The following is a 23,639-nucleotide window of genomic DNA, read 5'->3' as shown; positions in this document are numbered from 1 at the left end:
GCGACGCGGGGTGGAGCAGTTCGGTAGCTCGCTGGGCTCATAACCCAGAGGTCACAGGTTCAAATCCTGTCCCCGCAACTGGAGAAAAGATCCGGCACAGTGGAAACACTGTGCCGGATCTTTTTGTTTTCCACCGATGCCGCTGGTGGGGGAGCGGGTGATGGGTAGAGCGTGTGCTCGGTACGGACGCGTTAGCTCCGTCCTGACCTTCTTTGAGCCGCCTCGGCGCCAAAATGACGCGACTCGCCGTGTCGCAAGCGCTTTCCCAAAGCAAACAAGGTCGGGACGGCGCCAAGTCCCCGCGAGAATAGCCCCTCCCAAGGGCTGTTACTCCTGCCGAAGGCTCCTTCAGATCGCAACGTGCCGCAGCGCACACCCAAGTGGTCAGAGGCGTCCCTTAATGTGCGGTAGAGTTGATTTTGCGACGCGGGGTGGAGCAGTTCGGTAGCTCGCTGGGCTCATAACCCAGAGGTCACAGGTTCAAATCCTGTCCCCGCAACGACATAAACGAAAGAGTCCGCCCAGCTGGGCGGACTCTTTCGTTTAACACTATTTTCGAAGTTTCTGGGTTATAGGACAAAACGTGTGTAAATCCCGGGCGCGTCATGATCGTCCTGCCCAGCCTGTGCGGTGCCAGAGTCCTTCGTCGGCGCTGAGGCCGGTGCTGTAGAGCTCGGGGCCGGGTTGCTGCTCCGCCGGGGTGGCTTTGGGCTTGGGCGGATTGTGGTGGCGGGCTTTGATGAGCTTGGCTGGCGGCAGGGGCCGTTCGCTGTGCAGGTAGAGGTACCACTCGATCGCACGCTTCTGATGTTCCTCGCTCATGCCCCGGTGGGCGCGTAGCAGGAGCCGGAGCTGGGCGTTCGTTCCGCCTTCGATCCGGTTGGTTGTCGAGGCGATGTCCAGCCCGGCGTATTCCCCTCCCAGATACGTGAAGAGCGTGCCAGCCTGTCCGAGGCGTTCCAAGAGCCGGTAGGCCTTGCGGAGCCTGTCGTGCGTGTACCACCAGGCCTGGTTTGCCCGGACCCATCCCGGGACCATGGCGGTCGTTGAGCGGTAGGTGCGGGCTTTGACCAGATGCCCGTGCTGTTGATGCCAGTCATTGAGTCCCGCAAGCCAGGCTGCGGCCTCCGCCGGGGCCTTGATCCTCGTCAGGGCCCGCCCCAGCCGCAGCAATGCCTTGCCCGCGTCGGTTCTGGGCCGGCAGGTCAGGTAGGTGCGCACGTTGCGCTGGACGTGGACCAGGCAGCGCTGCACAGCGGTTCCGGACCAGCACTCGGATAAGGCCGCGGCGATCCCGGAGCCACCGTCAGTGATCACGACCCGCGGGGCCGGGAAGCGTTCCAGCAACGCAGCCCACGCAGCCTTTTTCTCGGTGTCACACCACTGCCAGCCCAGCACGTAGTCACCGGAGACAGCGATCAGGCAGCACCACGAGCCGACGTAGATCCCATCGACCTGGATCTGGTCATGGATCTCTCCGGTGACCGGGATCCGCGGGACGACGTTCCAGCACCACGACGTGCGCCGACGGAATGACCTGGCCGTGCCGAACGGAGCAGTCCGTGCCTGGCTCGAGGTGCCCATCAACCAGCCAAGGAACGCCTCCAGCTCGGAGAGCCGGCTTACATCAGGGCGTTCACGCGAACGGCTCGCACCGCATCCCAAGCACCGGTAGCGCTGCCTGCCGGCCGCCGTTTTCCCGTTCCGTACCAGCGCCTGACCGCAGACCAAACATTCCAGAGATATGCAAGCACCCCAGCCACCCTAAGCTCCCAAAGCTTAGCTATCCCGGAATTCGCCCGCCAACACTGGGAAGCAACCCCATCCCATACACACGTTTTGTCATATAACCCAAGTTTCTCCACCCTGAAGTAGGCGCAGTGGAGACATCGGCTCCTTCTTGCCTAGGGAGTCTTGGACACGGTCTTACTTGGCTGTTCCGGGGTCAGTGTAAAACGCCCTTCCACACGTAGAACTGTCGAGATCCACACTGAGATTGCCCAAAAACACACTGATTTTTGGCAAATCTGCACGGAGTTTGGCCACCTCGACCACTGAGAGGCGAAATATCGCGCTATTTTCTTGGGTGGGGGAACAAAGTTTCATCACTGGATTTCCCCTAAGCCAGTTCAAGAAAGTAGGAGTCAATCGATGCTGGTTCTGGGACTGTCAGGCAGCATGCGCCTGGCCGGCCACGGATCGGGTTCTCGCCTGCTGACTTGCTGTTGCCTTTGTCCTTGACGAGCACTGCTGTGCTCGGCGCCGACCGACTTGGGGAGGAGCTTCGATGAAGAAGGCCTCGAAAATTACTGGTGCGGCCCTAGGCGGCGTGGCCGTTGGATTGGCCCTGGCGTTCATTCTGTGCGCGGCCACAAGCGTGATTGCCATTTCGACGGCTTCCCTGGCGACCCTGCCGGGTCTTTTCACGGCGACTGCCGGAACCGAAAACGGGGCACTGGCCTTGGAATTCCAGCCGAACTTCGCCGGAATCGTCGTGGTCATAGCGTTGTCGGTGCTTGTCAGCGTGGTGATGGCCGTGCGAAGCAGCAGCCCATCCCCGGGACCCTCAGGACACAACTAGTGGGCGCTGCAGCGCGATGACGGCGATGGGGGTGCGCTCCGCGCGGCTCTGAGGCAAAGTCCGGCGGTGTGACCCGCACCGATTCGAACGCTTCGAGCGTTGACAGTCCGGCTCTTGGAGGACGACACTTGGGCCGAATGGCCCGTTCATCCTGACGTAATGGGCCGGCCTGAGGAGGTCCCTTTGATTAATGCAACGATGGTCGTGGCCACAATTCCGGTCACGGATTTGGAGCGGGCGAAGGAATTCTACGGCGGCATCTTGGGGCTGACCTTCCTCTGGGAAACTCCGGTAGGCGTCCGGTACCGGTGCGGATCGGTCAGTGAGGTCTCAGTCTTCAAGCGTCCGCCTACTGCTACTGAGCACACCCTTGCCCACTTCGAAGTGGGCGACATCGAGGCTGTGGTCGGCGACTTGGCCGCCAAGGGCGTGGAGTTCCTCGACTACACGGAGGGTCCCCTCGCCACGACAGGGCACATTGCCCAGCTCGGCCCCGCCCGCGGCGCTTGGTTCCGTGATCCCGATGGGAACACCCTCGGCATCCGCCAGGGCTAGATCGATCGGTTCGAAAGCCTGACTGCCGCTGGGCCGGATCGCCATGCCCGGCGCAGAAAGTCCCGCCTCCCGGAGGAATCACTAGGAGTTCCAAGCATTCCTTCCTTCGCTCCATGGTAAATACTAGGAGTTCCTAGTATTCTCGATTCCAAGCGTCAGCCATTTGCATCGAGGGAGCTGTTGAATGAAGATCGTCGTGCTCGTCAAACAAGTGCCGGATACGGCCGAGGAACGGAAGCTCGACCTGGCAACGGGCCAGCTCGACCGTGAGGCCGCCGACTCCGTGGTCGATGAAATCAACGAGCGCGCCCTCGAAGCCGCGTTGCGCATCAAGGATGCCAACAAAGGCACCGAAGTAGTGGCAATGACCATGGGTCCTGATGACGCCACCCAGTCCTTGCGCAAGGCGCTTTCCATGGGTGCCGATTCAGGGGTTCATATTGTGGATGATTCCCTGGACGGCGCCGACACCGGCCGAACTGCCGCAACGCTGGCGGCGGCGTTGAGGTCAACCGGGTTTGACGTGGTGATGGCCGGCAACGAATCGACGGATGGCCGCGCCGGCGTCGTGCCCGCAATGGTTGCCGAACATCTCCAGCTGCCACTGTTGGGTTCATTGATCTCCGCGGAAATCGCCGACGAAGGCGTACGGGGCGTTCGCCAGGGCGAGGGTGGAACCCTCAATGTCCGTGCCGGACTTCCCGCCATCATCACCGTGACCGAACGTTTCCCGGAGGCCCGGTTTCCCAACTTCAAGGGCATCCTGACGGCCAAGCGCAAACCCGTCACCACGTTGTCCGTCGCCGAGCTCGGAATCCCGACAGGCGCGAGCCGCACCGTGGTGGTCTCCACCGTTGAACGTCCGCCGCGCGCGGCTGGCCGGAAACTCATCGATGATGGGACCGCGGCCGAAGAGCTAGCCGAGTTCCTCGTTGCGAATCGCCTGGTCTGAGGAAGGAAAAGAAATGTCGAACGTCTTGGCGCTCATTGAAGTTTCCCACCGCGGCGAGATTGCCGCTTCCGCCCGCGGGCTGCTGGCTGCCGCAGCCACTCTGGGCTCGCCGGTCGCCGTCGTCGTGTCGCCTGCGCCCCTGTCGGACGACGACGTCGCGCGCCTGGGTGAGCTGGGCGCAGCAAGGATCTACTTGGCTGTGACAGCTGCCGCCGGCACTGTTTTGGTGTCACCCGCCGTGGATGCCCTGAGCGGGGCCGTCGACGCATATGGGCCGGCTGCCGTCCTCGCCGCGAACTCGGTGGACGGCCGCGAAGCCGCCGCCCGGCTTGCTGTGCGGGTCGGCGGGAGCGTGCTCGCCGACGTCGTGCAGGTGCGCAGCGACAACGGAACCGTTGTTGCCCAGCATTCGGTGTTTGGCGGGGCCTACACTGTCGAGTCCGTGGTGAAAGGCGGGCTGCCCATCCTGACCATCCGGCAGGGAGCGATCGAAGGCCAGGCTCCGGCAGCCACGGCAAACCTGCAGACGGTGTCCCTGGAAGCCAGAACAGAAGGTGCAGCAGTCATTGACCAGTTCAACGACGATGCCGCCGTCTCCGTCCGGCCAGAGCTTCGGACTGCCGCGACAGTGGTGTCCGGCGGACGGGGTTTGGGCTCGTCCGGGAACTTTGTGCTGGTCGAACAGCTCGCCGACACCTTGGGCGCGGCGATCGGTGCGTCACGCGCCGCCGTCGACGCCGGATACATCGCCCAGACGGCCCAGGTAGGCCAGACCGGTGTGAGCGTCTCCCCGCAGCTGTACATCGCATTGGGAATATCCGGAGCCATCCAGCACCGCGCAGGCATGCAGACTGCCAAGACCATTGTGGCCATCAACAAAGACGAGGACGCGCCCATTTTTGAGGTGGCCGACTTCGGAATTGTTGGCGATATCTTCACTGTGGTTCCGAAACTCATCGAGGCCGTCAAAGCCCGTTCAAACTGACGGCGTAACAGGCTTTGGCCGCTTCGGTCCAAAGCCTGTTAGCTTGATGCGTCCCTGATTGCAAAGTTCTTCCGAGAGGTGTCTGAGAAGATGTCCACCCCCGCCAAAAAGTCGACAGCAGCCAAGAGCAAATGGTCCCAACCCCTCTGGGTGGTTCCAGGCGTGCTGCTCGTACTTTTGCTCATCGTCTTGTTCGCCAAATGGTTGACGGGCCTGTCGGGTGTGCAGTCGTTCTTGCACGACTTCCCAGGCGCATCCAGCCTCCCGGAGAACGCTCCTGTAGGTTTCCCGGCATGGCTCGGATGGCAGCACTTCCTGAACGTCTTCTTCATGGTGCTGATCGTCCGATCCGGTTGGCAGGTCCGCACGGCCAAGAGGCCGCCGGCCCAATGGACCCGCAACAACAAAGGATTCATCCGGACCAAGAATGCGCCGACCAAGATCAGCCTGGACCTGTGGTTCCATCTGACCCTGGATGCCCTGTGGGTGTTGAACGGCATCGTCTTCATCATCGTGATCTTTGCCACCGGGCAATGGATGCGGATCATCCCCACCAGCTGGGATGTCTTCCCGAACGCCATTTCCGCCGCCCTCCAGTACGTCTCGTTGAACTGGCCCACTGAGGACGGCTGGGTGAACTACAACGCCCTGCAACTGCTGACCTACTTCGTCACGGTCTTCATCGCCGCCCCGCTTGCCATCATCACTGGCCTGCGTACGTCCTCTGCATGGCCGAAGAAAGCCGGCACGGTGAACAAGATCTATCCCATCGAACTGGCCCGGGCAGTGCATTTCCCGGTGATGGTGTACTTCGTGCTCTTCACCATCGTGCACGTCACCTTGGTCCTCGCTACCGGGGCGCTGCGCAACCTCAACCATATGTATGGCGGCAGCGACGATATCAATTGGGTTGGTTTCGGCATTTTCGCCGTATCCCTCCTGGTGATTGTGGGCGCCTGGTTCCTTGCGAGGCCGCTGTTCCTTCGCCCTGTCGCTTCGCTGATGGGCAAAGTCAGCAAGTAAACCCCAGCGGATAGCTGGAAAAGGCCAGAAACACCGGACAACCCGGAGAACTGGGACGAACTGCAAAGGAGTGCCAATGTTTGAGCTCACAGAGGACCAGCAAGCGGTGGTGGAGATGGTGCGCGACTTCGCCACTACGGCCATTGCGCCGCACGCCGCGGAATGGGACGAGACCAAGCATTTCCCTGTGGATGTCCTGCGTGAAGCGGGCACCCTCGGCATGGGAGGCATCTATGTCCGGGAAGAGTTCGGCGGCTCGGGGCTTTCCCGCACGGATGCGGCGCTGATCTTTGAAGAGCTGTCCAAGGCAGACCCCACCATCGCGGCCTACATCTCGATCCACAACATGGTTGTGTGGATGATCGACGCTTTCGGCAACGACGAGCAGCGGGCCCAATGGGTGCCGCAGCTTGCATCCATGGAGGCGCTGGGCAGCTATTGCCTCACGGAGCCGGGAGCCGGCTCGGACGCCGCCGCACTGAGCACCAAAGCCGTGCTCGACGGCGACAGTTACGTTCTTAACGGCACCAAACAGTTCATTTCGGGTGCAGGAGTTTCCAGCGTCTATGTGGTCATGGCGCGGACTGCGGACACGGGCAGCCAAGGCATCACCGCAATCGTTGTGCCCGCGGACGCGCCGGGCCTGTCCTTCGGCCCGAATGAGAAGAAGATGGGATGGAATGCCCAGCCCACCCGTCAGGTCATCTTCGAGGACGTACGGGTCCCTGTGGCGAACCGGCTTGGCGAGGAAGGCAGCGGATTCGGTATCGCCATGAAGGGCCTCAACGGGGGCCGGGTCAATATGGGCGCTTGTTCCCTGGGAGGCGGCCAGGCGGCCCTGGAGAAGTCCATCGCCTACCTCAAGTCACGCTCGGCTTTTGGTGGTCCGCTCATCAACCAGCAGTCCCTGCTGTTTGATATTGCCGACATGGATACGGAACTCGAAACCGCCAGGACTTTGATCCTCCGGGCCGCTGACGCTTTGGATCGTGGGGCCCCGGACACCGTGAGGTTGTGCGCAATGGCGAAACGCGTCGCCACAGACGCCGGGTTCAACGTGGCAAACAAGGCCATCCAACTGCATGGCGGCTACGGATACCTGTCGGAATACGGCCTCGAGAAGATTGCCAGGGACCTGCGCGTCCATCAGATCCTGGAAGGCAGCAACGAAATCATGAGACTCATTGTTGGACGGCTCGCAGTAGGGGCATAAAGCACGCAGGAAGCACGAAGGGCCGGACCCCACGGTGAGGGCCGGCCCTTCGTTGCTGGGACTAGAGCTTGTCGAAGTCGGCTTCGTCCACAGTGTCATCTGCCGGTGCGGTGGCGCCGGCGCCGATCGCAGCCTTCGAGCCGCCCGACTTCAACGCCGCCAGGCGGGCCTCGATTTCCGTTTGCTCTCCGAGGTCCTCAAGCTGGTTGAACTGTGCGTCCAGGCTGGACGCTGCAAGTTCCTGCTGGCCGAGGACTTTGGCCTCTTCACGGCGGATCTTCTCTTCGAAGCGGCCCACCTCGCTGGTGGGGTCCATGATGTCGATGCTCTTGAGGGCGTCGTGCACCTGGGTCTGGGCAGCAACCGTCTTGGAACGGGCAACCAGCTCATTGCGCTTGCTCGTGAGTTCGTTGAGCTTGCCCTTCATCTGGTCGAGACCGCTCTTGAGCTTGTCCACGACCTCCGACTGGGACGCGATGTTGGGCTCGGCGGCCTTGGCCTCGTTCTCGGCGGACATCTGGCGCTGGATGGCCACCTTGGCAAGGTTGTCGAACTTCACTGCGTCTGAGGCGTTGCCGGCCGCGCGGTACTCGTCGGCCTTGCGGGAGGCTGCGAGGGCCTTGTTGCCCCAGTCCTGGGCGTTCTTGATGTCCTCGTTGTAGTCGGCCTGCAGCATTCGGAGGTTTCCGATGGTCTGCGCCACGGCGGACTCGGCCTCGGCGATGTTGTTCGAGTAGTCGCGGACCATCTGGTCCAGCATCTTCTGCGGGTCCTCAGCCTGGTCGAGCAAGGCATTGATATTCGCCTTGGCGAGCTGTGCGATCCGCCCGAAAATGGACTGCTTAACCATGGTGTTGCCTTTCGTCCTGCTCAGTGGTGCCCACTGAATCCAGTGATCAGTTTTTGTACCGCTCTACGTGGGGGACCGGCCCCCCACCTAGTCTTTGGTGCTAGAAGCTGCCGGAGTCGCCGCCACCGAAGTCACCGCCGCCGCCGTCGCCACCGAAGAAGCCTCCGCCCCCGCCGCCGTCGCCACCGAAGAAGCCTCCGCCTCCGCCGTCGTTGTTTCCTCCGCCCCAGCCGCCGCCTCCGCCGTGCAGGATGGAGTTGATGAGGATGCCTCCGAGGATCGCTCCGCCGAGGCCGCCGCCGTTCCCTCCACCACCGAACATGCCGCCGCGGCCGTAGCCTTGGTTGGCGAAGCCGCCGAACTGATCGACGTCGGACTGTGCCAGTTGCGCGGCTTGTGCAGCGAGCGCCTGGGCCTGCTGGGCGTACGTCAGTGCGGTGACCGGGTCGTTGCGGGAAATGGACAGGGCGTAGTCGAGATTCCGTTGGGCTTCGGCCAAGCGGGTACGCGCCTCGGTGCCCACGCCGCCGCGTCGGGCCGCGATGTAGTCAGAGGTGGCGCTGATCTGGGACTGGGCAGCCATGATGGTCTGCTGGAGCGCGGCCTGTGCACGTCTTGCCTGTTCCTGCTGGTCACGGATTCCCGAGAGGGACTGGTCCAAGGCTTGGTGCGCCTTCTCCACGCGGTCCAAAGTGGCAATGGGATCGATCTTCCCGCCCTGGATTTCAATCTTGACTTGCGCCAGTGCGGCTTCGACTCCGGCCACCGGGCCAGCCAGCTCCGGGTGTTCGCCGGACTGGATCATCGCTTTGGCCTGTGCCAGGTCCTGGCTGGTCTCCACCACGGCGCCCTCCAGCGAATTCCGGGCTTCGTCGAGGCTGCCCGCTACCTTGGAGATGGCATCGATCAGCACGTTGGTCTGGTGCAGGCCCTCTTCCGCGGCGCGGACTGCCACTGCGGCAAGGCTGCGCTCACCTGCGGCGAGTTTTTCCTGTGCCGTCGTGGTTGCGTTTTGAACGAAGGCGAGCCGGTCCTTGGCCTGGGTGATGTTGTCGCTCACGTGGCCAAGTGCGCTGTCTGCGTACTTCTCGCGCAGGCCGTTGAGCGATTGCTCCGCGCTGCTGATCTTTGCCTCGGCTTCGTTGGCGCCGGCGGCAACTGTGGCCAGAGCCTGCGGCGCGTTCTTCTCAAGCTCGCGGAGGGAATCGAAATCGGCCTTCTGTTCGCGCAGCGACTGAAGGGCGGCCTCCGAGCGTCGGATGATTTCGCCAAGCCAACTGCGCTGCTGCTCTTCGGTGTCCGGGATGTGGTCATCGAGCTGTTGCTGCAGTTTGAAGGATTCGGTCATGTGGTTCTTGGCTTCCAGCAGAGCCTTGGTGAAGTTCCCGACGGCGGCATCGCCGTATTGCGCCTGGGCGAAGCCTAGCTCCTGCTCGCTGGACTTGATCGTGTCGTCCGCTTCGATGAGCAGGGAGCCGGCTTTGCGCCGCAAGTCCGCGATGCTCAAGGAGGCGAGGGGATCAAGCTGTTCTCCCTGCGGACCGTAGCTGGCGCTGGATGCCTGGCTCTTCTTGCGTCGGTTGCGGAAGTACAGGTATGTGCCCACACCACCGGCCGCAACCACGCCGGCGCCGATCAAAACGACCGCACCCGAGTTGCCGCTCGGAACGGTGCCGCTGCCCCCGCCGGCGGCGTCGCCGACGGCGGCCGCGGTGTCGATGGCTGCCTGGGCAAAGTCACGCTTGCCTGCGCCCAGGTTGGCTGCGATGGCATTGGACGAAATGGTTGACCTCTTGGAATAGATCGCACTTGCAGAGTTGGGTGCGAAATAGTACTGACCGGCCGTGGAGATGGCCAGAATGACGTCAGCCTTGCCCATACCCTTCTTGGTGGCCACTGCCGTGGCCCAGTCTGCGGGCGATGAGGGGTTGTCGAAGGAATTCACAGTGACCACGTACAAGTTGTATTTGTGGTCCTTCAGGAGCTTCTGGATGGCGTCCTGGACCTCGCCCTTGCGGTTGCCCAGGACATTCGCGTTGTCCACGATGTTCTGGCCGGAGGGGATTGTCACTGGACCCTCGGCCCAGGCTGCGGTGGCCGGGAGGACCAGCATTCCAGCCAGGCCGATGACGGCGAGTACACGTTTCAACATTGACCGCATGTGCAACCCTTCAGCACGTCTGCGATTGGTCCAGGCCGGAACAATCGAAACAGAATGCATCAGCGCCCCCACGCATGGTTGTCAAGCGGCAGGTCGCTGTGGCAATTCCACTTGATACTATGGTGCACCTTTTGGGGCGTCCACAGCGGTAAATATGCCGCCAGCGAAACGGGGAGAAATCTGCCCTTCTCCAGCGTTGAGGGGGCTAGTCGGTGCCATTCGAGGGCACAGGACCGTTCCGATGACGCGTTCAGCAAGCTCCCAGCGAACGTCGACTCTTGATCCAGCAAGAGCGACGATAGTTAAGGGGACGAGGAAGAAAGGAAGTCCCATGACGGAGAACCCAGCACAGGGCGCCGCGCCTGAGAACAATGGCCCCGAGAACCATGGTCCTGAGGGCACCGGCCAGGCGGAGGCGGACAAGCAAGCCAATTCCCAGCCTACGACCCCGCTGCCGGCATACCAGCCGGGTCAGGATTTCACTGCGAAGCCCGAACACCCTGCGCAGCCCGAACACCCTGCGCAGCCCGAACACCCTGCGCAGCCTGAATACACAGCACAGACTCCTGTAGCTCCGGCACCCTGGGCCCAGGCCCCGGCCGAAAACGCCACCGAGCAGATCCAGGCCCAGCACGGCGCTCCCCAGAACGGCGCGCCACAGCACAGCGCTCCCCAGCACAGCGGGGGACCGCAACACCCCTACCCGCAACACCAGCCTTTCTACGGCGGACCGAACCCTGCGCAGCACTATCCCACGCAGCAGTTCCCGGCCCACCCGGGCGGTCCGGCGGCTAGCCCGAAGCGCAAGCCGGTCTTCGGCGTCGGGACCTTGGTGGCCTGCATCCTGGCAGCCGGTCTCGTGGGCGGCGGTGTGGTAGCCGCCAGCGATCAATTGTTAAGCAGCCGGGCCCCGGCCGCGGCCACTAGCGGCCAGACAGGAACCGTGATCGTCAACAACACGGACAACGTCAACGCCATCACCGCAGCAGCGGCCAAGGCGTCGCCGAGCGTCGTGACCATCATGGCTTCGAGCGGAAGCCAGGGCGGCACCGGTTCGGGCATCATCCTCGACGACCAGGGCCACATCCTGACCAACACCCACGTGGTGACCCTTGACGGTGCGAGCGCCAACGCCGCGATCGAAGTGCGGTTGAGCGATGGGCGCGTCCTGAAGGCGACGGTAGTGGGTACGGATCCGCTGTCGGACCTCGCCATCATCAAGGTGGACAACGCCTCCGGCCTCGTGCCGGCTACCCTGGGTGACTCCAGCAAGATCAATGTCGGGGACAACGCGATCGCCATCGGCGCTCCGCTCGGCCTGCCCGGCACCGTCACCGACGGCATCGTGTCCACGCTCAACCGCACTATCAGCGTGGCGTCCTCGGCCGTTCCCAATGGCGGCTCCGACAATTCGCAAAACGGCGGCCAGGGCGGATTCCAATTCGCCCCTCCAGGCGGTGGCCAGAGCCAGAGCAGTGCTGGCCAGGGTACTGTTTCGCTCAACGTGATCCAGACCGACGCGCCGATCAACCCAGGCAACTCCGGTGGAGCGCTTGTCAACACCAAGGGCGAGATCATCGGCGTCAACGTGGCGATCGCTTCCGCCGGGAGCAGCAGTTCCTCGTCGTCGTCCAGCGGCAACATTGGTGTGGGCTTCAGCATCCCCATCAACAACGCGAAGCGTATTGCCCAGGAAATCATCAAGAACGGCAAGGCCACGCACGGGCAGTTCGGCGTCAGCGTTCAGCCTAAGTCGGCCACGGGAAGCAGTTCAGGGTTCTCGGTGGGCGCGCAGGTTGCGGCCGTGACCGCGGGCTCGGCCGCTGAGAAGGCCGGAGTCAAGGTCGGCGACGTCGTGACCAAGTTCGCCGGCATGGACATCACCGATCCCGAGCAGCTCACCGCGGCGGTCCGTGAGCAGCCGGCAGGCGCAACGGTCAAGGTGACCATCCAGCGCAGCGGCCAGTCGCAGGAGCTCGACGTGACCTTGGATGCCGCACCGTAACAGCTGCGCTGCAGCAGCTGCAGTAGCAGCGGATTCCAGCCGGACAAGCAGCTAGCAGTCGACGACGGCGGGCGGCACCACAAGCGGTGCGGCCCGCCGTTGTCGTGTGCTCTTGCGGCCGTACGCGGGAGCGATCCACGAAACAGGAGTTAATGCGGGTACGCGGCGTTGTCCGACTTGTCCCGCAATATGCTTAGCTAGGACGAGCCCGTACGCCGGGCACTCTTGGCCACGCGCCTAGTTGCTGGCCATCCCCGAGTATGGAAGGCTGCCTCGAACACAGTGGGAGATACATTGAAGATTGTTGTTCTGGTCAAGCACGTCCCGGACGCGCAGTTCGACCGACACCTCACCGGCCCAGGCAACACCACGGACCGCGACGAGAGCATTCTGTCCGAACTGGACGAGTACGCGCTCGAAGCCGCGCTGCAGCTCAGCGAAGCCCGCGGGGGTGCTAAGGCCGGCAACGAGGTCATCGCCTTGAGCATGGGTCCCGCCGGTGCCGTGAACGCCGTCAAGAAGTCCTTGCAGATCGGTGCCTCCTCGGGAGCGCATTTGAGCGACGACGCCTTGGCCGGTTCCGACGCCGCCGCCACCTCGCTGGCCCTCGCCGCGGCGATCCGGTATCTCGGCGCCGACTCGCCCGTGGACCTCGTCCTGACGGGCATGGCCTCGACCGACGGCGAAACGTCCTTGGTTCCGGCCCAGCTCGCAGAGCGGCTCGGACTCCCGCAGGTCACTTTTGCTTCCTCCCTGGAGGTCAATGGCGAACGCGTCGTCGCGCGCCGTGACGGTGACGCCCACGCGGACACTGTGGAGGCAACCTTGCCGGCGCTGGTATCCGTGACGGACCAGATCAACGAGCCGCGATACCCCAACTTCAAGGGCATCCTTGCAGCCAAGAAGAAGAAAATCACGGCACTCACGCTGGCCGACATCGGCGTCGATGCCGCTCACGTTGGCGCCGCGGGTTCGCTGACCGCCGTCGAGACCGCTGAAGCGCGGCCGCCGCGCACTGCCGGCACCATCATCACCGACGAAGGCGACGCCGGCATCAAGCTGGTTGAGTTCCTGGCCGCCCAGAAGCTGCTCTAAGAGGATTCCGACACATGGCAAAAGCACTTGTATTCATTGACAACCCGGGCGCGACGCTCAAGAAGAGCAGCCTGGAACTCCTGACGATCGCACGTTCCCTCGGGGAGGCGGTGGTCGCCTTCAACGGCGAACTGCACGACGACGTCGCGGCCGCCCTGGGTGCGCAAGGAGCCTCGGCTCTTTACCGCCCGTCCGCTACGGACCTGGACGACTACCTGGTTGCGCCGAAAGCGGCATATCTTGCCGCGGCAGTTGCAGCCTCCGGAGCCCGGACCGTCCTGCTGGAGAACACAGCCGACGGCAAGGAAATCGCGGCCCGTCTTGGCGTGAAGCTCAACGCAGGCGTCATCACCGATGTCGTAGGCGTAGACGCCGACGGCACGGCCCACAAATCGGTCCTGGCGGGCTCATACACCACCACGGCCAAGGCGCGCACCGCCGTCGCCGTGCTCACGGTCAAGCCGAACAGTGTCGACGTCGAGGCCCCGGCCGCGGCAAGTACGCCCGAAGCTGTCACTATCGATATCCCGGCCGATGCCACCGCGAATGCAGCACGGGTCACCGGCCGTGCGGAAAAGCCGGCCAGCGGCCGTCCTGAGCTCACTGAAGCCCGGATCGTGGTTGCCGGCGGACGCGGCGTCGACGGCGACTTCGGTCCTTTGGAAGAACTGGCCGACGCGCTGGGCGGTGCACTCGGGGCTTCCCGTGCCGCCACGGATGCAGGCTGGATCGGCCATGACTACCAGGTCGGCCAGACGGGCAAGACCGTGTCCCCGCAGCTCTACATTTCGGCCGGCATCTCCGGAGCGATCCAGCAGAAGGCCGGGATGCAGACCTCCAAGGTCATCGTCGCGATCAACAAGGATGCTGAATCGCCGATCTTCGAAATCGCGGACTTCGGCATCATCGGTGACCTCTTCAAGGTTGTTCCGCAGGCCACCGAAGAGATCAAAAAGCGGAAAGGCTGATCCCTTTGTCTTCTGACGCTACGTCAGCAAAGAGCCCGTTCAACGCCTCCAGGGAGCGCGTTGAGCGGGTGCTTTGTTTTACCGCCCACCCGGACGACATCGACTTCGGCGCAGCCGGCGCCATCGCCGCTTGGACCGCTGCCGGCGTCGCGGTCAGCTACTGCGTCATGACCGACGGCGACGCCGGAGGTTTCGATCCTGCCCACCGCGAAGAGATCATTTCCATGCGCGCAGAGGAGCAGAGACAAGCCGCTGCCCTCGTCGGCGTCACGGATGTGCACTACCTCCATGAGCGCGATGGCTACCTGGAACCGACGCACGGGGTCATCAAGCAAGTGGTGAGACTCATCCGCGAAATCCGCCCCGACGTCGTCCTTGCCATGCACCCGGAACGCAATTGGGACAGGATCCAGAAGAGCCATCCCGACCACCTCGCAGTGGGGGAGATCGTGACCCGGGCGGTGTACCCGGCCGTGGAGAACCCCTTCGCCTACCCGGAACTTGCGGGAGCCGGCCTGGAGGCCTTCAAACTCCCCTGGCTGTGGCTCTTCGCCGGTCCCGAAACCCGTGAGAACTATTTCGTGGATGTCACCGACCACATCGACGCGAAACTGGCTGCCATCCGGATCCACGCGAGCCAGCACCCCGATCTGTCGGGCATGGAACGGGCTGTCCGAGGCATGCTCCGGCACAATGCCTCGCGCGCCGGCATGCCGGAAGGACGCAGCGCCGAGGCGTTCCATGTGGTGGAAGTCAACGGTTCCCAAACCATCGCCGGTTTCTGAAATTGCTGATGTGTAACCTGTGTCATATGCTTAGTCTCGTTTAAATCATATTTAATTGAGGAAGGCAGACTTTGATGGCGAAGACTGCACAACAGCCGGTATTGGTGATCATGGGTGTCTCCGGTTCCGGTAAATCGACAGTGGCTGGCGTATTGGCCGGCCGGCTGGGTTGGGATCTCGCCGAAGGCGACGACCTGCACCCCGAAGCGAACGTGGCAAAGATGCAGGCAGGGCACGCACTCAGCGATGAGGACCGTTGGCCCTGGCTGGACATCATTGCCGATTGGATCAAGGAGCGTACCGCAGCAGGAAAGCCGGGCATCATCACGTGCTCGGCCTTGAAGAAGCGCTACCGGGATGTCCTGCGCGGCGAGGGCGTCGTATTCGTCTTCCTCCAGGGGAGCAAGGACAAGATTTCCGACCGGCTGGCTTCGCGTCACGGGCACTTCATGCCTGCCTCGCTGCTGGAATCCCAGTTCGATGCACTGGAGGCGCCCACGGAGGAGGAGAACCACATCTCGCTGTGTGTCTCCGCTTCTCCGGCTGAAGAAGCAGAGGAAGTCATCGAACGTCTCGGCCTTGAGGCGCAGACCGCCCACGCGGTCGGTGGCGCAGCGTGAACTGGACCGGGCACGATACCCAACTTCTTGTGGTCGCGGCTATCGGCATTGCGCTGATCGTCCTGCTGATCGCCAAATTCAAGGTCCACCCCTTCCTTTCCCTGGTACTCGGATCGGCCTTCGTTGGCCTGGCCTCCGGAGTGGAACTGGCCAAGGTCGTCAGCAACTTCGAGGACGGCGTGGGAGGCGTCCTTAAAGAGGTCGGCATCCTGATTGCGCTCGGCGCCATGCTGGGCAAGCTCTTGGCGGATTCCGGCGGCGCAAACCGCGTGGTGGACACTTTGCTGGAGAAAGCCAGCGGCAACAAGGTGGTCTGGATGATCACCTTGGTTGCGGTCATCATCGGCCTCCCGATGTTCTTTGAGATCGGCCTCGTCCTGCTGCTTCCGGTGATCGTCCTGGTCACCCAGCGCTCGCAGATGAAACTCATGCGCATTGCCATTCCTGCGCTCGCGGGTTTGTCCGTGCTGCACGGCCTGGTCCCGCCGCACCCCGGGCCACTCATCGCCATCAGCGCCGTGAAGGCTGAACTGGGCACCACTCTGGCATTGGGGCTCCTGGTGGCCGTCCCCACGGTCATCATTTGTGGCCCGCTGTTTTCCCGTTTGGCTGCGCGCTGGGTTCCAGTTGACGCTCCTGCGGTGGCCGGCGGCGTCGACACCAAGCACGCCGTCGACCTCAGCGAAGTCAAGCGTCAGCCCAGCTTCCTCGTCACCTTGTTGACCATCATTTTCCCGGTGGTGCTCATGCTCCTGAAGGCCGTGGCCGACATTGTCTGGCCCGACGCGGCCCATGCCCCCATGATCCGCACCGTCCTGGACTTCGTGGGCCAGCCCCTCGTGGCGATGACCCTGGCCGTGCTCGCCGCCATGGTGACCTTCGGCTACGCCGTCGGCTTCACGGGTAGCAAGATCACGGCCAAGCTCGGCGACAGCCTCGGACCGATTGCCGCGATCCTGTTGATCGTGGGTGCAGGCGGCGGCTTCAAGCAGACCCTTATCGGCGCCGGCGTCGGTGATGCGGTCAAGAAATGGGCCGAGGGCGCCAATATGTCGGTGCTGGTCCTGGGCTTCATTGTGGCTGTGGCGCTTCGCCTGGCCACGGGCTCGGCGACAGTTGCCACTGTGACGGCTGCGGGCATTGTGGCTCCGTTGGCGAGCAGCCTGAGCCCGACACACGCCGCACTCCTTGCTTTGGCCATCGGTGCCGGCTCGCTCTTCCTGTCCCACGTCAACGACGCCGGATTCTGGCTCGTGAAGGAACTCTTCGGCCTCACAGTGGGGCAGACATTCAAGACGTGGTCGGTGATGGAGACGCTCATCTCGGTGGTCGGCTTCGGCTTTATCATGGTGCTCTCGCTGATCATCTAGCGGGGCTGCTTGGCAGTCAGTACGACGGCGGCCCGTCCCCTTTGTTTCCAGTGGGAACGGGCCGCCGTCGTGCTTTTCTTGAGGTATGCCCTAACTAACTGAGCTTTTCTGCCGCGTAGACCTTGATGCCTTCGAACAGGTAGGACGCCAGGCCGACCCGGACCTTGTCGTAATTGGCGGTGAACCGCGGGTCGTCCACATACATCTGGCCCAGGCCTACATAGGATTCAGCGTTGGGCGTCCAACTGGCGCAGATCCACTTGTAATGCCGGCCGACGGCTGCCTGGACGTCCGGGTGGTCTGCAGGAAGGGCGGCGTCGAAGCAGCGGGCGAGATCCTCGTTCAGCGCCGCGTACTCCTCCATGAAGGCCTGTTTTTGGGCCGTTGTCATCGCCGAGTGTCGTGCTTTGCTCTCGTCGACGGCCCGATCGCCCCAGCGCTCGCGCGCCTCGGCTTCGTAGGGGTTGTTGTCGAAATCCTTGAAGATGTTCTCCGCGGTCATGGTTTCTCCTTGACGTAGTGCTGCGATCGTGGCGTCGACCGTCCGGGACATCCGGTCCAGCCGGTCGCGCTCGGCCAGCAGCCAGTTCCTGTGCACGGCAAGTGCCTCCACAGGATCGGCCTGGCCATCCAGAACTTCGCCGATGGTCTCGAGCCCAAGGCCAAGTTCACGAAGCAGAAGGATCCGCTGAAGGCGCAGCAGCTCAGGCTGGCCGTAGTACCGGTAGCCGTTGTGTCCCGTGCGGACAGGCTCCAATAGTCCGAGTTGGTCATAGTGGCGCAAGGTTCGCGAGGAAACCTTGCTGGCCTTGGCCAGTTCGGAAATGGTCCAGGTATCTGCCTTGTCCTGCTTCATGCATCCAGCGTAGAAGTTGACGTTACGTCAAGGTCAAGCCCCGTCACCAAGAGCCTACGTCCGGGCAGCGCTCCTCGCTTTACGTGAGGGGCGCTGCAGCGACCGTCGGGAGTGTCGGCTTCTTGGAGCCGCCCACGGGTTCAACCGTGATGCCGATGGCCGCCGCGCTGGTGATACCGGAGACAACCGCCGGGTGGCTCAAGGCCTGGGCGTCCATGAGTCCCTGGGATACAGGGTCGGACCCGTCCTTGGGAATGAGCCACATCTGATAGACCTTGCCGGCCGGGGGAGCGGGAACTCCGTTCATACGGACCACCACAGCGTTCTTCGAGCTGGAGATGGACACGGTGGCAGTGCCGCCGCCGTTGACGTTGACGGTGGCTTGCCGGACATCGGCGGCCTGCAGCACTTGGTTCACGGGATCGTTCTGCCCGGCCACGTAGACGCCCACGCCAACACCGCCAAGCGCAATTACCGCTGCCGCCGCAGCGGCTGCCACCCAGCCACGGACGCCGCCGAAGCGTCGGCGATCCCGTCGGTTCCGGGCCGCGGCGAGGTCAACGACGTCGGGGGTTGCGTGCAGTGCGGGGCCGGCCGGCACTTCGGGAACGGAAGAAGGTGCGGACGCTGTGCCGGTTTGTGCAATGCGTGGTTGTTGCGGGAGCTGCCGCAGAATGTCCTCCAACAGTCCAGGCCGCGGCTCCGCCTCGTCGGCGAAAGAGGTGGCGAGAGTCTCGCGTGACTGCCTGACCCGCTCGAGGAACGCTGAGCGTTCGGGCGCGGTGGCAATGTAGTTGTCGATTTCCGCTCTCTCGGCGTCGCTCAAGGCGTCGAGCGCATAGATCTCGGCAAGCTCCAGGACGCGGCCTTCAGCAAGATCAGTGGCTATATCGCTGGCGAACATCCCGCGGTGGCCTTCCTTTCCGGCATTCTGCTTGTTGTCATCGTGTTCGGTCATGTCAGCTCACCCCCAGGCAAGTCTTGAGTCGGAGAAGTCCATCGCGGATGCGGGATTTGATGGTCGGAATCGCTGCACCGAGTTGTTCGGCGACCTCCCGGTAGGTGAGCCCGCCATAGTAGGCGAGCCGCACGGATTCCAATTGCGTTTCCGTCAGGGTGCCGAGGCAACGGGTGACGGCCTCGGCCTCAAGCCGGCTGTTGGCTTCTTCTTCCACTGAATCGTGGTCAAGGAGTTGGCTCGCCGCACCATACTTCGCTTCGCGGTCCGTTGCGGACTGGGCCGAGCGGACACGGTCGATCGCGCGCCGGTGGGTGATGGTCATGAGCCACGCGAGCGGGCTGCCTGCCTCGGGGTTGAATTTGGTTGCGTTCTGCCAGACCTGGATGAAGACTTCCTGGGTTGTATCTTCGCTCAGGCCCGCATCCACCAAGACGCGCTTGGCCATGCCGAAGACGCGACGAGCGGTGAGCCGGTAGAACTCGCTGAAGGCGGCCCGGTCGCCGTCGGCCATCAATCCCAGCAATTCCGCAAGCTGCGCATTGGAGCCGGCTATCAGGCCGGGGGCCTCGGGGCCTCGCACATTCGGTGTATCCATCACCGTCCAGCATAGGTTGTCGGTGACCCCGGCAGTACCGGAAGTACTGCGGGTCTTGAGAGTAGTCACCTGCTCCCCTTCCGCGGCCGTCGCTCGACAGGCCCGTCGCTTCACCGGCCCCTTGCTTCGCAGGCCAACTGCCTGCCCAGGCTGTTGGTGCCTGCAAAGGGTATTCGGCGCAGGGGGCGTTTTGGATGGGTGAGCCGCAGAGGTGACCTTGCGGATATCTGGCGGCCCTGGGCCCGCTAGAGCTTTGCCCCGGCAAAACCGTGTTGGCGCCAGGCCTCGTACACCGCAATGGAGGCGGCATTGGCAAGGTTCAGCGAGCGGAGGGACGGCAGCATGGGGAGCCGGACGCGCGCCGTGACATGAGGGTCCTGTTTCAGCCAGTCCGGAAGCCCGACGGACTCGGGACCGAACAGCAATACGTCGCCTTCCTCGTAGGCAATGTCCGTATAGGAGGATTCGCCGTCGGACGTGAAGGCGAAGACGCGCTCGGGCTGCAAAGCCGCCCACGCAGCCTCGATGTCCTTGTGCACCGTGACCACCGCGAGATCGTGGTAGTCGAGTCCCGCCCGGCGCAGCTTCGCGTCGGAGAAGTCGAAGCCCAACGGCTCCACGAGGTGGAGCTCAGCGCCGGTGATGGCGGCGAGCCGGATGGCGTTTCCCGTGTTGCCCGGGATTTCAGGGGTGTGGAAGAGGATGCGGAACACGTATCAATCCTAGCCAGCGAAAATACAGGGTTGTTCCCGCAGGCTCAGTGCATGCCGCGAAGCAGCCGGGCCAGGACCGGGACAACCACGGTGTTGGGCACGGGACCCGAACTCAGGAACTGCTTGAGGCCGCGGGACAGCCCGGAGGCGTTAACGATTTGCACCGAACCGAAGTCGCCGTCCGTGCGCCGGTAGTGGTCGATGACCGGCTCGTGCGGGTTGCCGTCCGGGCTGTGGACAACTACCCAGCCTGTCACATTCAGCTCCGGAAAGATCTCCTGCATGTGGCGAACGATCAGCTCGAGCTGCGGCGGTGGCACCGAACGCCCGCCGTGTTTGAGCGCCACCCCGTCCCAGGCATAGGCGCCCTTGGGTAGCAGCATGGAGCCGATGAGCGCCAGGCGGTAGCCGGCAAGCAGGGCGTGATCGATGTGGCTGTCGTCCGAAGGGGAGCGGAGCCCGTTGACGAGCCGCGCCGAGGGGATGGCAGGCAGGATCTGGCGGCTGATGAGCTGGACTGTCCGCATTTCGCGCTGAATGCGGGCTTCGGCGCCGAAGATTCCACGCTTCCGGGGAATCCCGTGGATCTGCAGCGCGGCTTCGCCTTTGGAGAGCAGGGGGACCTCGCGCGGATCATCGAAGGGCGGCACATAGACGGGAGCGTCGCCGGCCGTGTTGCGCGGGGCATTCGGCCGATGGACCCCGGCGGTGGTGCGGGTTTCCTCTCCGGGAGAGCCGGACCGGCCGTAGTCCGGTCTTTGCGTTGCGAAGGGGTTCGCCCCGCCCGGAGCACGGCCCGCATAGCGGCGGTCGTACTCCGCGCGTCGTTTGGGATCAATCAGGGTCTCGTACGCGAGCGTGACCTGTCGAAAGACCTCAGGATCCCCGCCATGGTCCGGGTGGGCGTTCCTTGCGGCCTTCCGGTAGGCCACTTTGATCTCCTTGTCCGTCGCGGTGACGGGGACCCGGAGGATCTGATAGTGGGAACTGCTGCCCTGAGCCAACCACGGGCCTTTCTCTGGATTCTGAAGATTCCCGCCGTCCCGGTGCGGAGCGGCGATCTTGGCAAGTCTAGCCAGCCCACCATGAGAACGACGGCGGCCCGGGCTTTAGTTCCCCCGGGCTTTAGTTCCCCCGGGCTTTAGCTCCCAGGGTCCAGCCCCTGCCAGTGGGATGATTCATGCTGTGAACTCCCCGCCCGGCCCCGATCATCCCCTTGACCCAGCAAGCCCCGGCCCTGAGAGGCTGAACGGGTCTCTCCGCCGAAGGATCGTGCTGGCGGTCAATCCGGCCGCAGCGTTTGGCCGGCACGCCGTTGCCGGGGGCGAAGCCGCCCGCTGCCTCCGCGCCGCAGGTCTTGACGTCGTCGTACTTCGGCGCGACAGCATGGACGCCCTGCGGGAGGCGGTAGACGAAGCCCTTCGGGCAGGCGCCGAAGCCCTGGTGGTGGTGGGCGGCGACGGCATGGTCCATTTGGGCGTCAACTCACTTGGCGGGACCGGGTTGCCGCTCGGGATTGTTCCTGTGGGTACGGGAAACGACGTAGCCCGAATGCTTGGACTGCCGTTGCAGGATGTCGCGGGGTCATGCGCCCGCGTGATCTCGGCGCTCGCCGGCGGCGGGCGGGTACTCGACGCAGGCCGCATCACCACCGGCGGACGGACCACTTGGTTTGTCGGAGCCGTATCCGCGGGATTCGACGCCGCTGTCAATGAACGGGCCAACTCCTGGAGGTGGCCCCGCGGTACGCTCCGCTACACCCTCGCGATGCTCCGGGAGCTCGGATCGTTCCGGGCCATCCACTACACCGTGACTGTCGATGGCGCGACATCGAAGGAAGGCGCCATGCTGATTTCCGTGGCCAACTGCCAGTCGATCGGCGGTGGGATGCGCATCGTCCCGGATGCCGCGCCCGACGACGGGTTGCTGGATCTGTTTATCGTCAAGCCCCTGTCCCGGCTGGCCCTCCTTGCGGTCTTCCCGAAGGTCTTCTCCGGCCGGCATACCTCGCACCCGGCGGTGGAAATCCGCCGGGTGCGCTCGGTACGGCTTGCCGCTGAGAACGTGGTGGCCTACGCCGACGGTGAGCGGATCGGCCTCCTTCCCTTGGACATCGACGTGGTTCCGGGCGCCCTGCGGGTATTGGCCTGACCAGGCCGGTCAGCGACGCGAGGCGACGGCCAGGCGATTGAGCGCGAGTGCGCCGACGAGCAGTCCGAAGTCGCGGAGGGCCACGTCGAAGAAGTTGCCGAGCACCAGCAAGTTCACGATGATGCCCAAAAGCCACACGGCCACCAGGAGCGAGCCAAAACGCGGGCGGACCGCCACCGCAATGCCGGCCACAATCTCCACGACGCCCACGATGTACATGAAGGTCTGGGCCGGGACCGGAATCACGGTGGTGGCCACGGGGGCCAAGTACATCGTCCAGTGGGTGAGCAGGTTGGTGAACTTGTCCAGGCCGAAAATGATCGGCGCCATGGTGAACACGGTCCGAAGGAGCAGGAATGCCTGCCGCTGGGGATCGATGGACATCAGCGATCCGGTTTTCGCTTGGGCTGGGGATGATGCGGCGTTCATGATGCCTTCTTTCTAAAAATGGATAACTTGATTTTAGAAAGTCTGGCAGGATTAAGCAATGAGTGTTGATTTTAGAGTTAAGCTGGATCCATGACCGGACTTCCCTGGCTGCGTCGGCTCTCCGCCTTGGCATCCCTCGACGACGGCAACCGCCGCCGCCTGTACGAGCACGTCTGCAGCGCAAGCGATGCGGTCAGCCGCGACGACGCCGCGATGACCCTCGGGCTTCCCCGCAGCACAGCATCCTTCCACCTGGACCGGTTGGTCCGTGACGGACTCCTGAGTGTTGAGTTCCGCAAGCTCGGCGGCAAGGTCGGTCCGGGGTCCGGGCGCCCTGCGAAGCTGTATGCGCCCGTCATTGAAGAGATCGGCGCCTCGGTTCCGGAGCGCCACTACGACCTCGCCGGGGAAGTGATGGCCTCTGCCATCCAGGACTTGATGGCGAAGGGTGGTTCCCCCCGCGAAGCGCTCCTCGAAACCGCCTACGCCCGGGGCCGCGAGGCCGGCAGCGTGGAGCAGCATTTCGAGGATGTCCTGGCGAGCTATGGTTACAGGCCGGAAGCTGACGACGATGGCGGGTACTCCCTCGTCAATTGCCCTTTCCACCGGCTGGCCGAAAGTCACACGGACGTCGTCTGCGCCATGAACGGCGCCTTCCTGAGCGGAGCGGCGGCCGCGGGCGGAATTGCCGAGGACCGGATCGCCGACGACAACCGCGAAGGCCATTGCTGCGCCAGGATCCGTCCTACATCGTGATCCGCCTGCCTCGAT

General features: G+C 63.7%; 23 protein-coding genes and 2 tRNA genes. 16 read left to right on the top strand and 9 right to left on the bottom strand.

Annotated features, from left to right (window positions below):
* Positions 1 to 4: 4 nt before the first annotated feature.
* Both QRN59_RS17640 and QRN59_RS17635 read left to right on the top strand, forming a co-directional pair.
* A tRNA-Met gene (locus QRN59_RS17640) sits at positions 5 to 78 on the top strand.
* A gap of 347 nt (positions 79 to 425) precedes the next feature.
* A tRNA-Met gene (locus QRN59_RS17635) sits at positions 426 to 499 on the top strand.
* A 104-nt stretch (positions 500 to 603) separates the two neighbouring features.
* Here the strand turns inward: QRN59_RS17635 and QRN59_RS17630 are convergent.
* Positions 604 to 1,731 carry an IS1249 family transposase gene (locus QRN59_RS17630; RefSeq protein WP_284983768.1) on the bottom strand — a complete coding sequence of 376 codons (1,128 nt, stop codon included), beginning with the start codon at positions 1,729 to 1,731 and terminating at the stop codon, positions 604 to 606.
* 556 nt (positions 1,732 to 2,287) lie between these two features.
* Between QRN59_RS17630 and QRN59_RS17625 the strand changes: the two genes are divergently transcribed.
* The 6 genes from QRN59_RS17625 (at position 2,288) to QRN59_RS17600 (ending at position 7,309) form a co-directional block, all read left to right on the top strand.
* Positions 2,288 to 2,581, top strand: a complete 294-nt coding sequence (locus QRN59_RS17625; RefSeq protein ID WP_284983767.1) for a hypothetical protein — start codon at positions 2,288 to 2,290, stop codon at positions 2,579 to 2,581.
* A 183-nt stretch (positions 2,582 to 2,764) separates the two neighbouring features.
* Complete coding sequence (locus QRN59_RS17620) at positions 2,765 to 3,136, top strand: VOC family protein (protein ID WP_284983766.1); 372 nt, start codon at positions 2,765 to 2,767, stop codon at positions 3,134 to 3,136.
* Between the two features lie 184 nt (positions 3,137 to 3,320).
* Positions 3,321 to 4,088 (top strand): electron transfer flavoprotein subunit beta/FixA family protein, encoded by a 768-nt coding sequence (locus tag QRN59_RS17615; RefSeq protein WP_284983765.1) that lies wholly within the window; start codon positions 3,321 to 3,323, stop codon positions 4,086 to 4,088.
* Between the two features lie 13 nt (positions 4,089 to 4,101).
* Positions 4,102 to 5,073 (top strand): electron transfer flavoprotein subunit alpha/FixB family protein, encoded by a 972-nt coding sequence (locus QRN59_RS17610; protein ID WP_284983764.1) that lies wholly within the window; start codon positions 4,102 to 4,104, stop codon positions 5,071 to 5,073.
* Between the two features lie 90 nt (positions 5,074 to 5,163).
* The gene (locus tag QRN59_RS17605) at positions 5,164 to 6,096 is read left to right on the top strand and encodes a cytochrome b/b6 domain-containing protein (protein ID WP_284983763.1); all 933 of its coding nucleotides are present in this window, start codon (positions 5,164 to 5,166) and stop codon (positions 6,094 to 6,096) included.
* Positions 6,097 to 6,172: 76 nt separating this feature from the next.
* Positions 6,173 to 7,309, top strand: a complete 1,137-nt coding sequence (locus QRN59_RS17600; protein WP_284983762.1) for an acyl-CoA dehydrogenase family protein — start codon at positions 6,173 to 6,175, stop codon at positions 7,307 to 7,309.
* Between the two features lie 61 nt (positions 7,310 to 7,370).
* Here QRN59_RS17600 and QRN59_RS17595 read toward each other — a convergent pair whose 3' ends face one another.
* Both QRN59_RS17595 and QRN59_RS17590 read right to left on the bottom strand, forming a co-directional pair.
* Positions 7,371 to 8,159: a PspA/IM30 family protein gene (locus QRN59_RS17595; RefSeq protein WP_284983761.1), complete on the bottom strand. Its 789-nt coding sequence runs from the start codon at positions 8,157 to 8,159 to the stop codon at positions 7,371 to 7,373.
* Between the two features lie 100 nt (positions 8,160 to 8,259).
* Positions 8,260 to 10,320, bottom strand: a complete 2,061-nt coding sequence (locus QRN59_RS17590) for a TPM domain-containing protein (RefSeq protein ID WP_284983760.1) — start codon at positions 10,318 to 10,320, stop codon at positions 8,260 to 8,262.
* Between the two features lie 331 nt (positions 10,321 to 10,651).
* Between QRN59_RS17590 and QRN59_RS17585 the strand changes: the two genes are divergently transcribed.
* The 6 genes from QRN59_RS17585 (at position 10,652) to QRN59_RS17560 (ending at position 17,163) form a co-directional block, all read left to right on the top strand.
* On the top strand, positions 10,652 to 12,325 hold the full coding sequence (locus tag QRN59_RS17585) for a S1C family serine protease (RefSeq protein WP_284983759.1): 1,674 nt from the start codon (positions 10,652 to 10,654) through the stop codon (positions 12,323 to 12,325).
* A 294-nt stretch (positions 12,326 to 12,619) separates the two neighbouring features.
* Positions 12,620 to 13,420, top strand: a complete 801-nt coding sequence (locus tag QRN59_RS17580) for an electron transfer flavoprotein subunit beta/FixA family protein (protein WP_284983758.1) — start codon at positions 12,620 to 12,622, stop codon at positions 13,418 to 13,420.
* Between the two features lie 14 nt (positions 13,421 to 13,434).
* Positions 13,435 to 14,388 carry an electron transfer flavoprotein subunit alpha/FixB family protein gene (locus tag QRN59_RS17575; RefSeq protein WP_284983757.1) on the top strand — a complete coding sequence of 318 codons (954 nt, stop codon included), beginning with the start codon at positions 13,435 to 13,437 and terminating at the stop codon, positions 14,386 to 14,388.
* 5 nt (positions 14,389 to 14,393) lie between these two features.
* On the top strand, positions 14,394 to 15,173 hold the full coding sequence (locus QRN59_RS17570) for a PIG-L deacetylase family protein (RefSeq protein WP_284983756.1): 780 nt from the start codon (positions 14,394 to 14,396) through the stop codon (positions 15,171 to 15,173).
* A 74-nt stretch (positions 15,174 to 15,247) separates the two neighbouring features.
* A complete protein-coding gene (locus QRN59_RS17565) occupies positions 15,248 to 15,793 on the top strand; it encodes a gluconokinase (RefSeq protein WP_284983755.1) in 546 nt (181 codons plus the stop codon).
* Positions 15,790 to 17,163, top strand: a complete 1,374-nt coding sequence (locus QRN59_RS17560) for a GntT/GntP/DsdX family permease (RefSeq protein WP_234748189.1) — start codon at positions 15,790 to 15,792, stop codon at positions 17,161 to 17,163. Before QRN59_RS17565 ends, QRN59_RS17560 begins: the two co-directional genes overlap by 4 nt.
* Positions 17,164 to 17,257: 94 nt before the next feature.
* On the opposite strand, the gene QRN59_RS17555 is transcribed toward QRN59_RS17560, so the two are convergent.
* From QRN59_RS17555 to QRN59_RS17535, 5 genes are all read right to left on the bottom strand, one after another.
* On the bottom strand, positions 17,258 to 18,019 hold the full coding sequence (locus QRN59_RS17555) for a MerR family transcriptional regulator (RefSeq protein ID WP_284983754.1): 762 nt from the start codon (positions 18,017 to 18,019) through the stop codon (positions 17,258 to 17,260).
* A 79-nt stretch (positions 18,020 to 18,098) separates the two neighbouring features.
* Positions 18,099 to 18,977 carry an anti-sigma factor gene (locus QRN59_RS17550; RefSeq protein WP_284983753.1) on the bottom strand — a complete coding sequence of 293 codons (879 nt, stop codon included), beginning with the start codon at positions 18,975 to 18,977 and terminating at the stop codon, positions 18,099 to 18,101.
* 1 nt (position 18,978) lies between these two features.
* Positions 18,979 to 19,575 carry an ECF RNA polymerase sigma factor SigK gene (sigK, locus tag QRN59_RS17545; RefSeq protein WP_284983795.1) on the bottom strand — a complete coding sequence of 199 codons (597 nt, stop codon included), beginning with the start codon at positions 19,573 to 19,575 and terminating at the stop codon, positions 18,979 to 18,981.
* 245 nt (positions 19,576 to 19,820) lie between these two features.
* Entirely contained in the window at positions 19,821 to 20,288 is a 468-nt protein-coding gene (locus QRN59_RS17540; protein WP_236811934.1) for a tRNA (cytidine(34)-2'-O)-methyltransferase, read from the bottom strand.
* Between the two features lie 44 nt (positions 20,289 to 20,332).
* Complete coding sequence (locus QRN59_RS17535) at positions 20,333 to 21,292, bottom strand: J domain-containing protein (protein ID WP_284983752.1); 960 nt, start codon at positions 21,290 to 21,292, stop codon at positions 20,333 to 20,335.
* Between the two features lie 268 nt (positions 21,293 to 21,560).
* Here QRN59_RS17535 and QRN59_RS17530 point away from each other — a divergent pair, with 268 nt between their 5' ends.
* Positions 21,561 to 22,439: a diacylglycerol/lipid kinase family protein gene (locus QRN59_RS17530; protein WP_284983751.1), complete on the top strand. Its 879-nt coding sequence runs from the start codon at positions 21,561 to 21,563 to the stop codon at positions 22,437 to 22,439.
* A 9-nt stretch (positions 22,440 to 22,448) separates the two neighbouring features.
* Here the strand turns inward: QRN59_RS17530 and QRN59_RS17525 are convergent, their stop codons facing one another.
* Complete coding sequence (locus QRN59_RS17525; protein ID WP_502871075.1) at positions 22,449 to 22,823, bottom strand: hypothetical protein; 375 nt, start codon at positions 22,821 to 22,823, stop codon at positions 22,449 to 22,451.
* 135 nt (positions 22,824 to 22,958) lie between these two features.
* On the opposite strand from QRN59_RS17525, the gene QRN59_RS17520 reads away from it, so the two are divergent.
* Entirely contained in the window at positions 22,959 to 23,624 is a 666-nt protein-coding gene (locus QRN59_RS17520; RefSeq protein ID WP_284983749.1) for a helix-turn-helix transcriptional regulator, read from the top strand.
* The last annotated feature ends 15 nt before the right edge of the window (positions 23,625 to 23,639 follow it).

The organism is Arthrobacter sp. efr-133-TYG-118 (assembly GCF_030209755.1).
In the GTDB taxonomy this organism is placed as follows: Bacteria; Actinomycetota; Actinomycetes; order Actinomycetales; family Micrococcaceae; genus Arthrobacter.
The sequence above is the reverse complement of the archived record's forward strand: the minus strand, read 5'-3'. Positions and strand labels throughout refer to the sequence as shown.

Excerpts from the sequence above, each read along its gene's own strand:
- QRN59_RS17605 (WP_284983763.1), top strand. The coding sequence starts at position 5,164 with ATGTCCACCCCCGCCAAAAAGTCGACAGCAGCCAAGAGCAAATGGTCC.
- sigK (WP_284983795.1), bottom strand. The coding sequence starts at position 19,575 with ATGGATACACCGAATGTGCGAGGCCCCGAGGCCCCCGGCCTGATAGCC.
- QRN59_RS17610 (WP_284983764.1), top strand. The coding sequence starts at position 4,102 with ATGTCGAACGTCTTGGCGCTCATTGAAGTTTCCCACCGCGGCGAGATT.
- QRN59_RS17600 (WP_284983762.1), top strand. The coding sequence starts at position 6,173 with ATGTTTGAGCTCACAGAGGACCAGCAAGCGGTGGTGGAGATGGTGCGC.
- QRN59_RS17555 (WP_284983754.1), bottom strand. The coding sequence starts at position 18,019 with ATGAAGCAGGACAAGGCAGATACCTGGACCATTTCCGAACTGGCCAAG.
- QRN59_RS17615 (WP_284983765.1), top strand. The coding sequence starts at position 3,321 with ATGAAGATCGTCGTGCTCGTCAAACAAGTGCCGGATACGGCCGAGGAA.
- QRN59_RS17590 (WP_284983760.1), bottom strand. The coding sequence starts at position 10,320 with ATGCGGTCAATGTTGAAACGTGTACTCGCCGTCATCGGCCTGGCTGGA.
- QRN59_RS17585 (WP_284983759.1), top strand. The coding sequence starts at position 10,652 with ATGACGGAGAACCCAGCACAGGGCGCCGCGCCTGAGAACAATGGCCCC.
- QRN59_RS17575 (WP_284983757.1), top strand. The coding sequence starts at position 13,435 with ATGGCAAAAGCACTTGTATTCATTGACAACCCGGGCGCGACGCTCAAG.
- QRN59_RS17565 (WP_284983755.1), top strand. The coding sequence starts at position 15,248 with ATGGCGAAGACTGCACAACAGCCGGTATTGGTGATCATGGGTGTCTCC.
- QRN59_RS17595 (WP_284983761.1), bottom strand. The coding sequence starts at position 8,159 with ATGGTTAAGCAGTCCATTTTCGGGCGGATCGCACAGCTCGCCAAGGCG.
- QRN59_RS17550 (WP_284983753.1), bottom strand. The coding sequence starts at position 18,977 with ATGACCGAACACGATGACAACAAGCAGAATGCCGGAAAGGAAGGCCAC.
- QRN59_RS17520 (WP_284983749.1), top strand. The coding sequence starts at position 22,959 with ATGACCGGACTTCCCTGGCTGCGTCGGCTCTCCGCCTTGGCATCCCTC.
- QRN59_RS17525 (WP_502871075.1), bottom strand. The coding sequence starts at position 22,823 with ATGTCCATCGATCCCCAGCGGCAGGCATTCCTGCTCCTTCGGACCGTG.
- QRN59_RS17625 (WP_284983767.1), top strand. The coding sequence starts at position 2,288 with ATGAAGAAGGCCTCGAAAATTACTGGTGCGGCCCTAGGCGGCGTGGCC.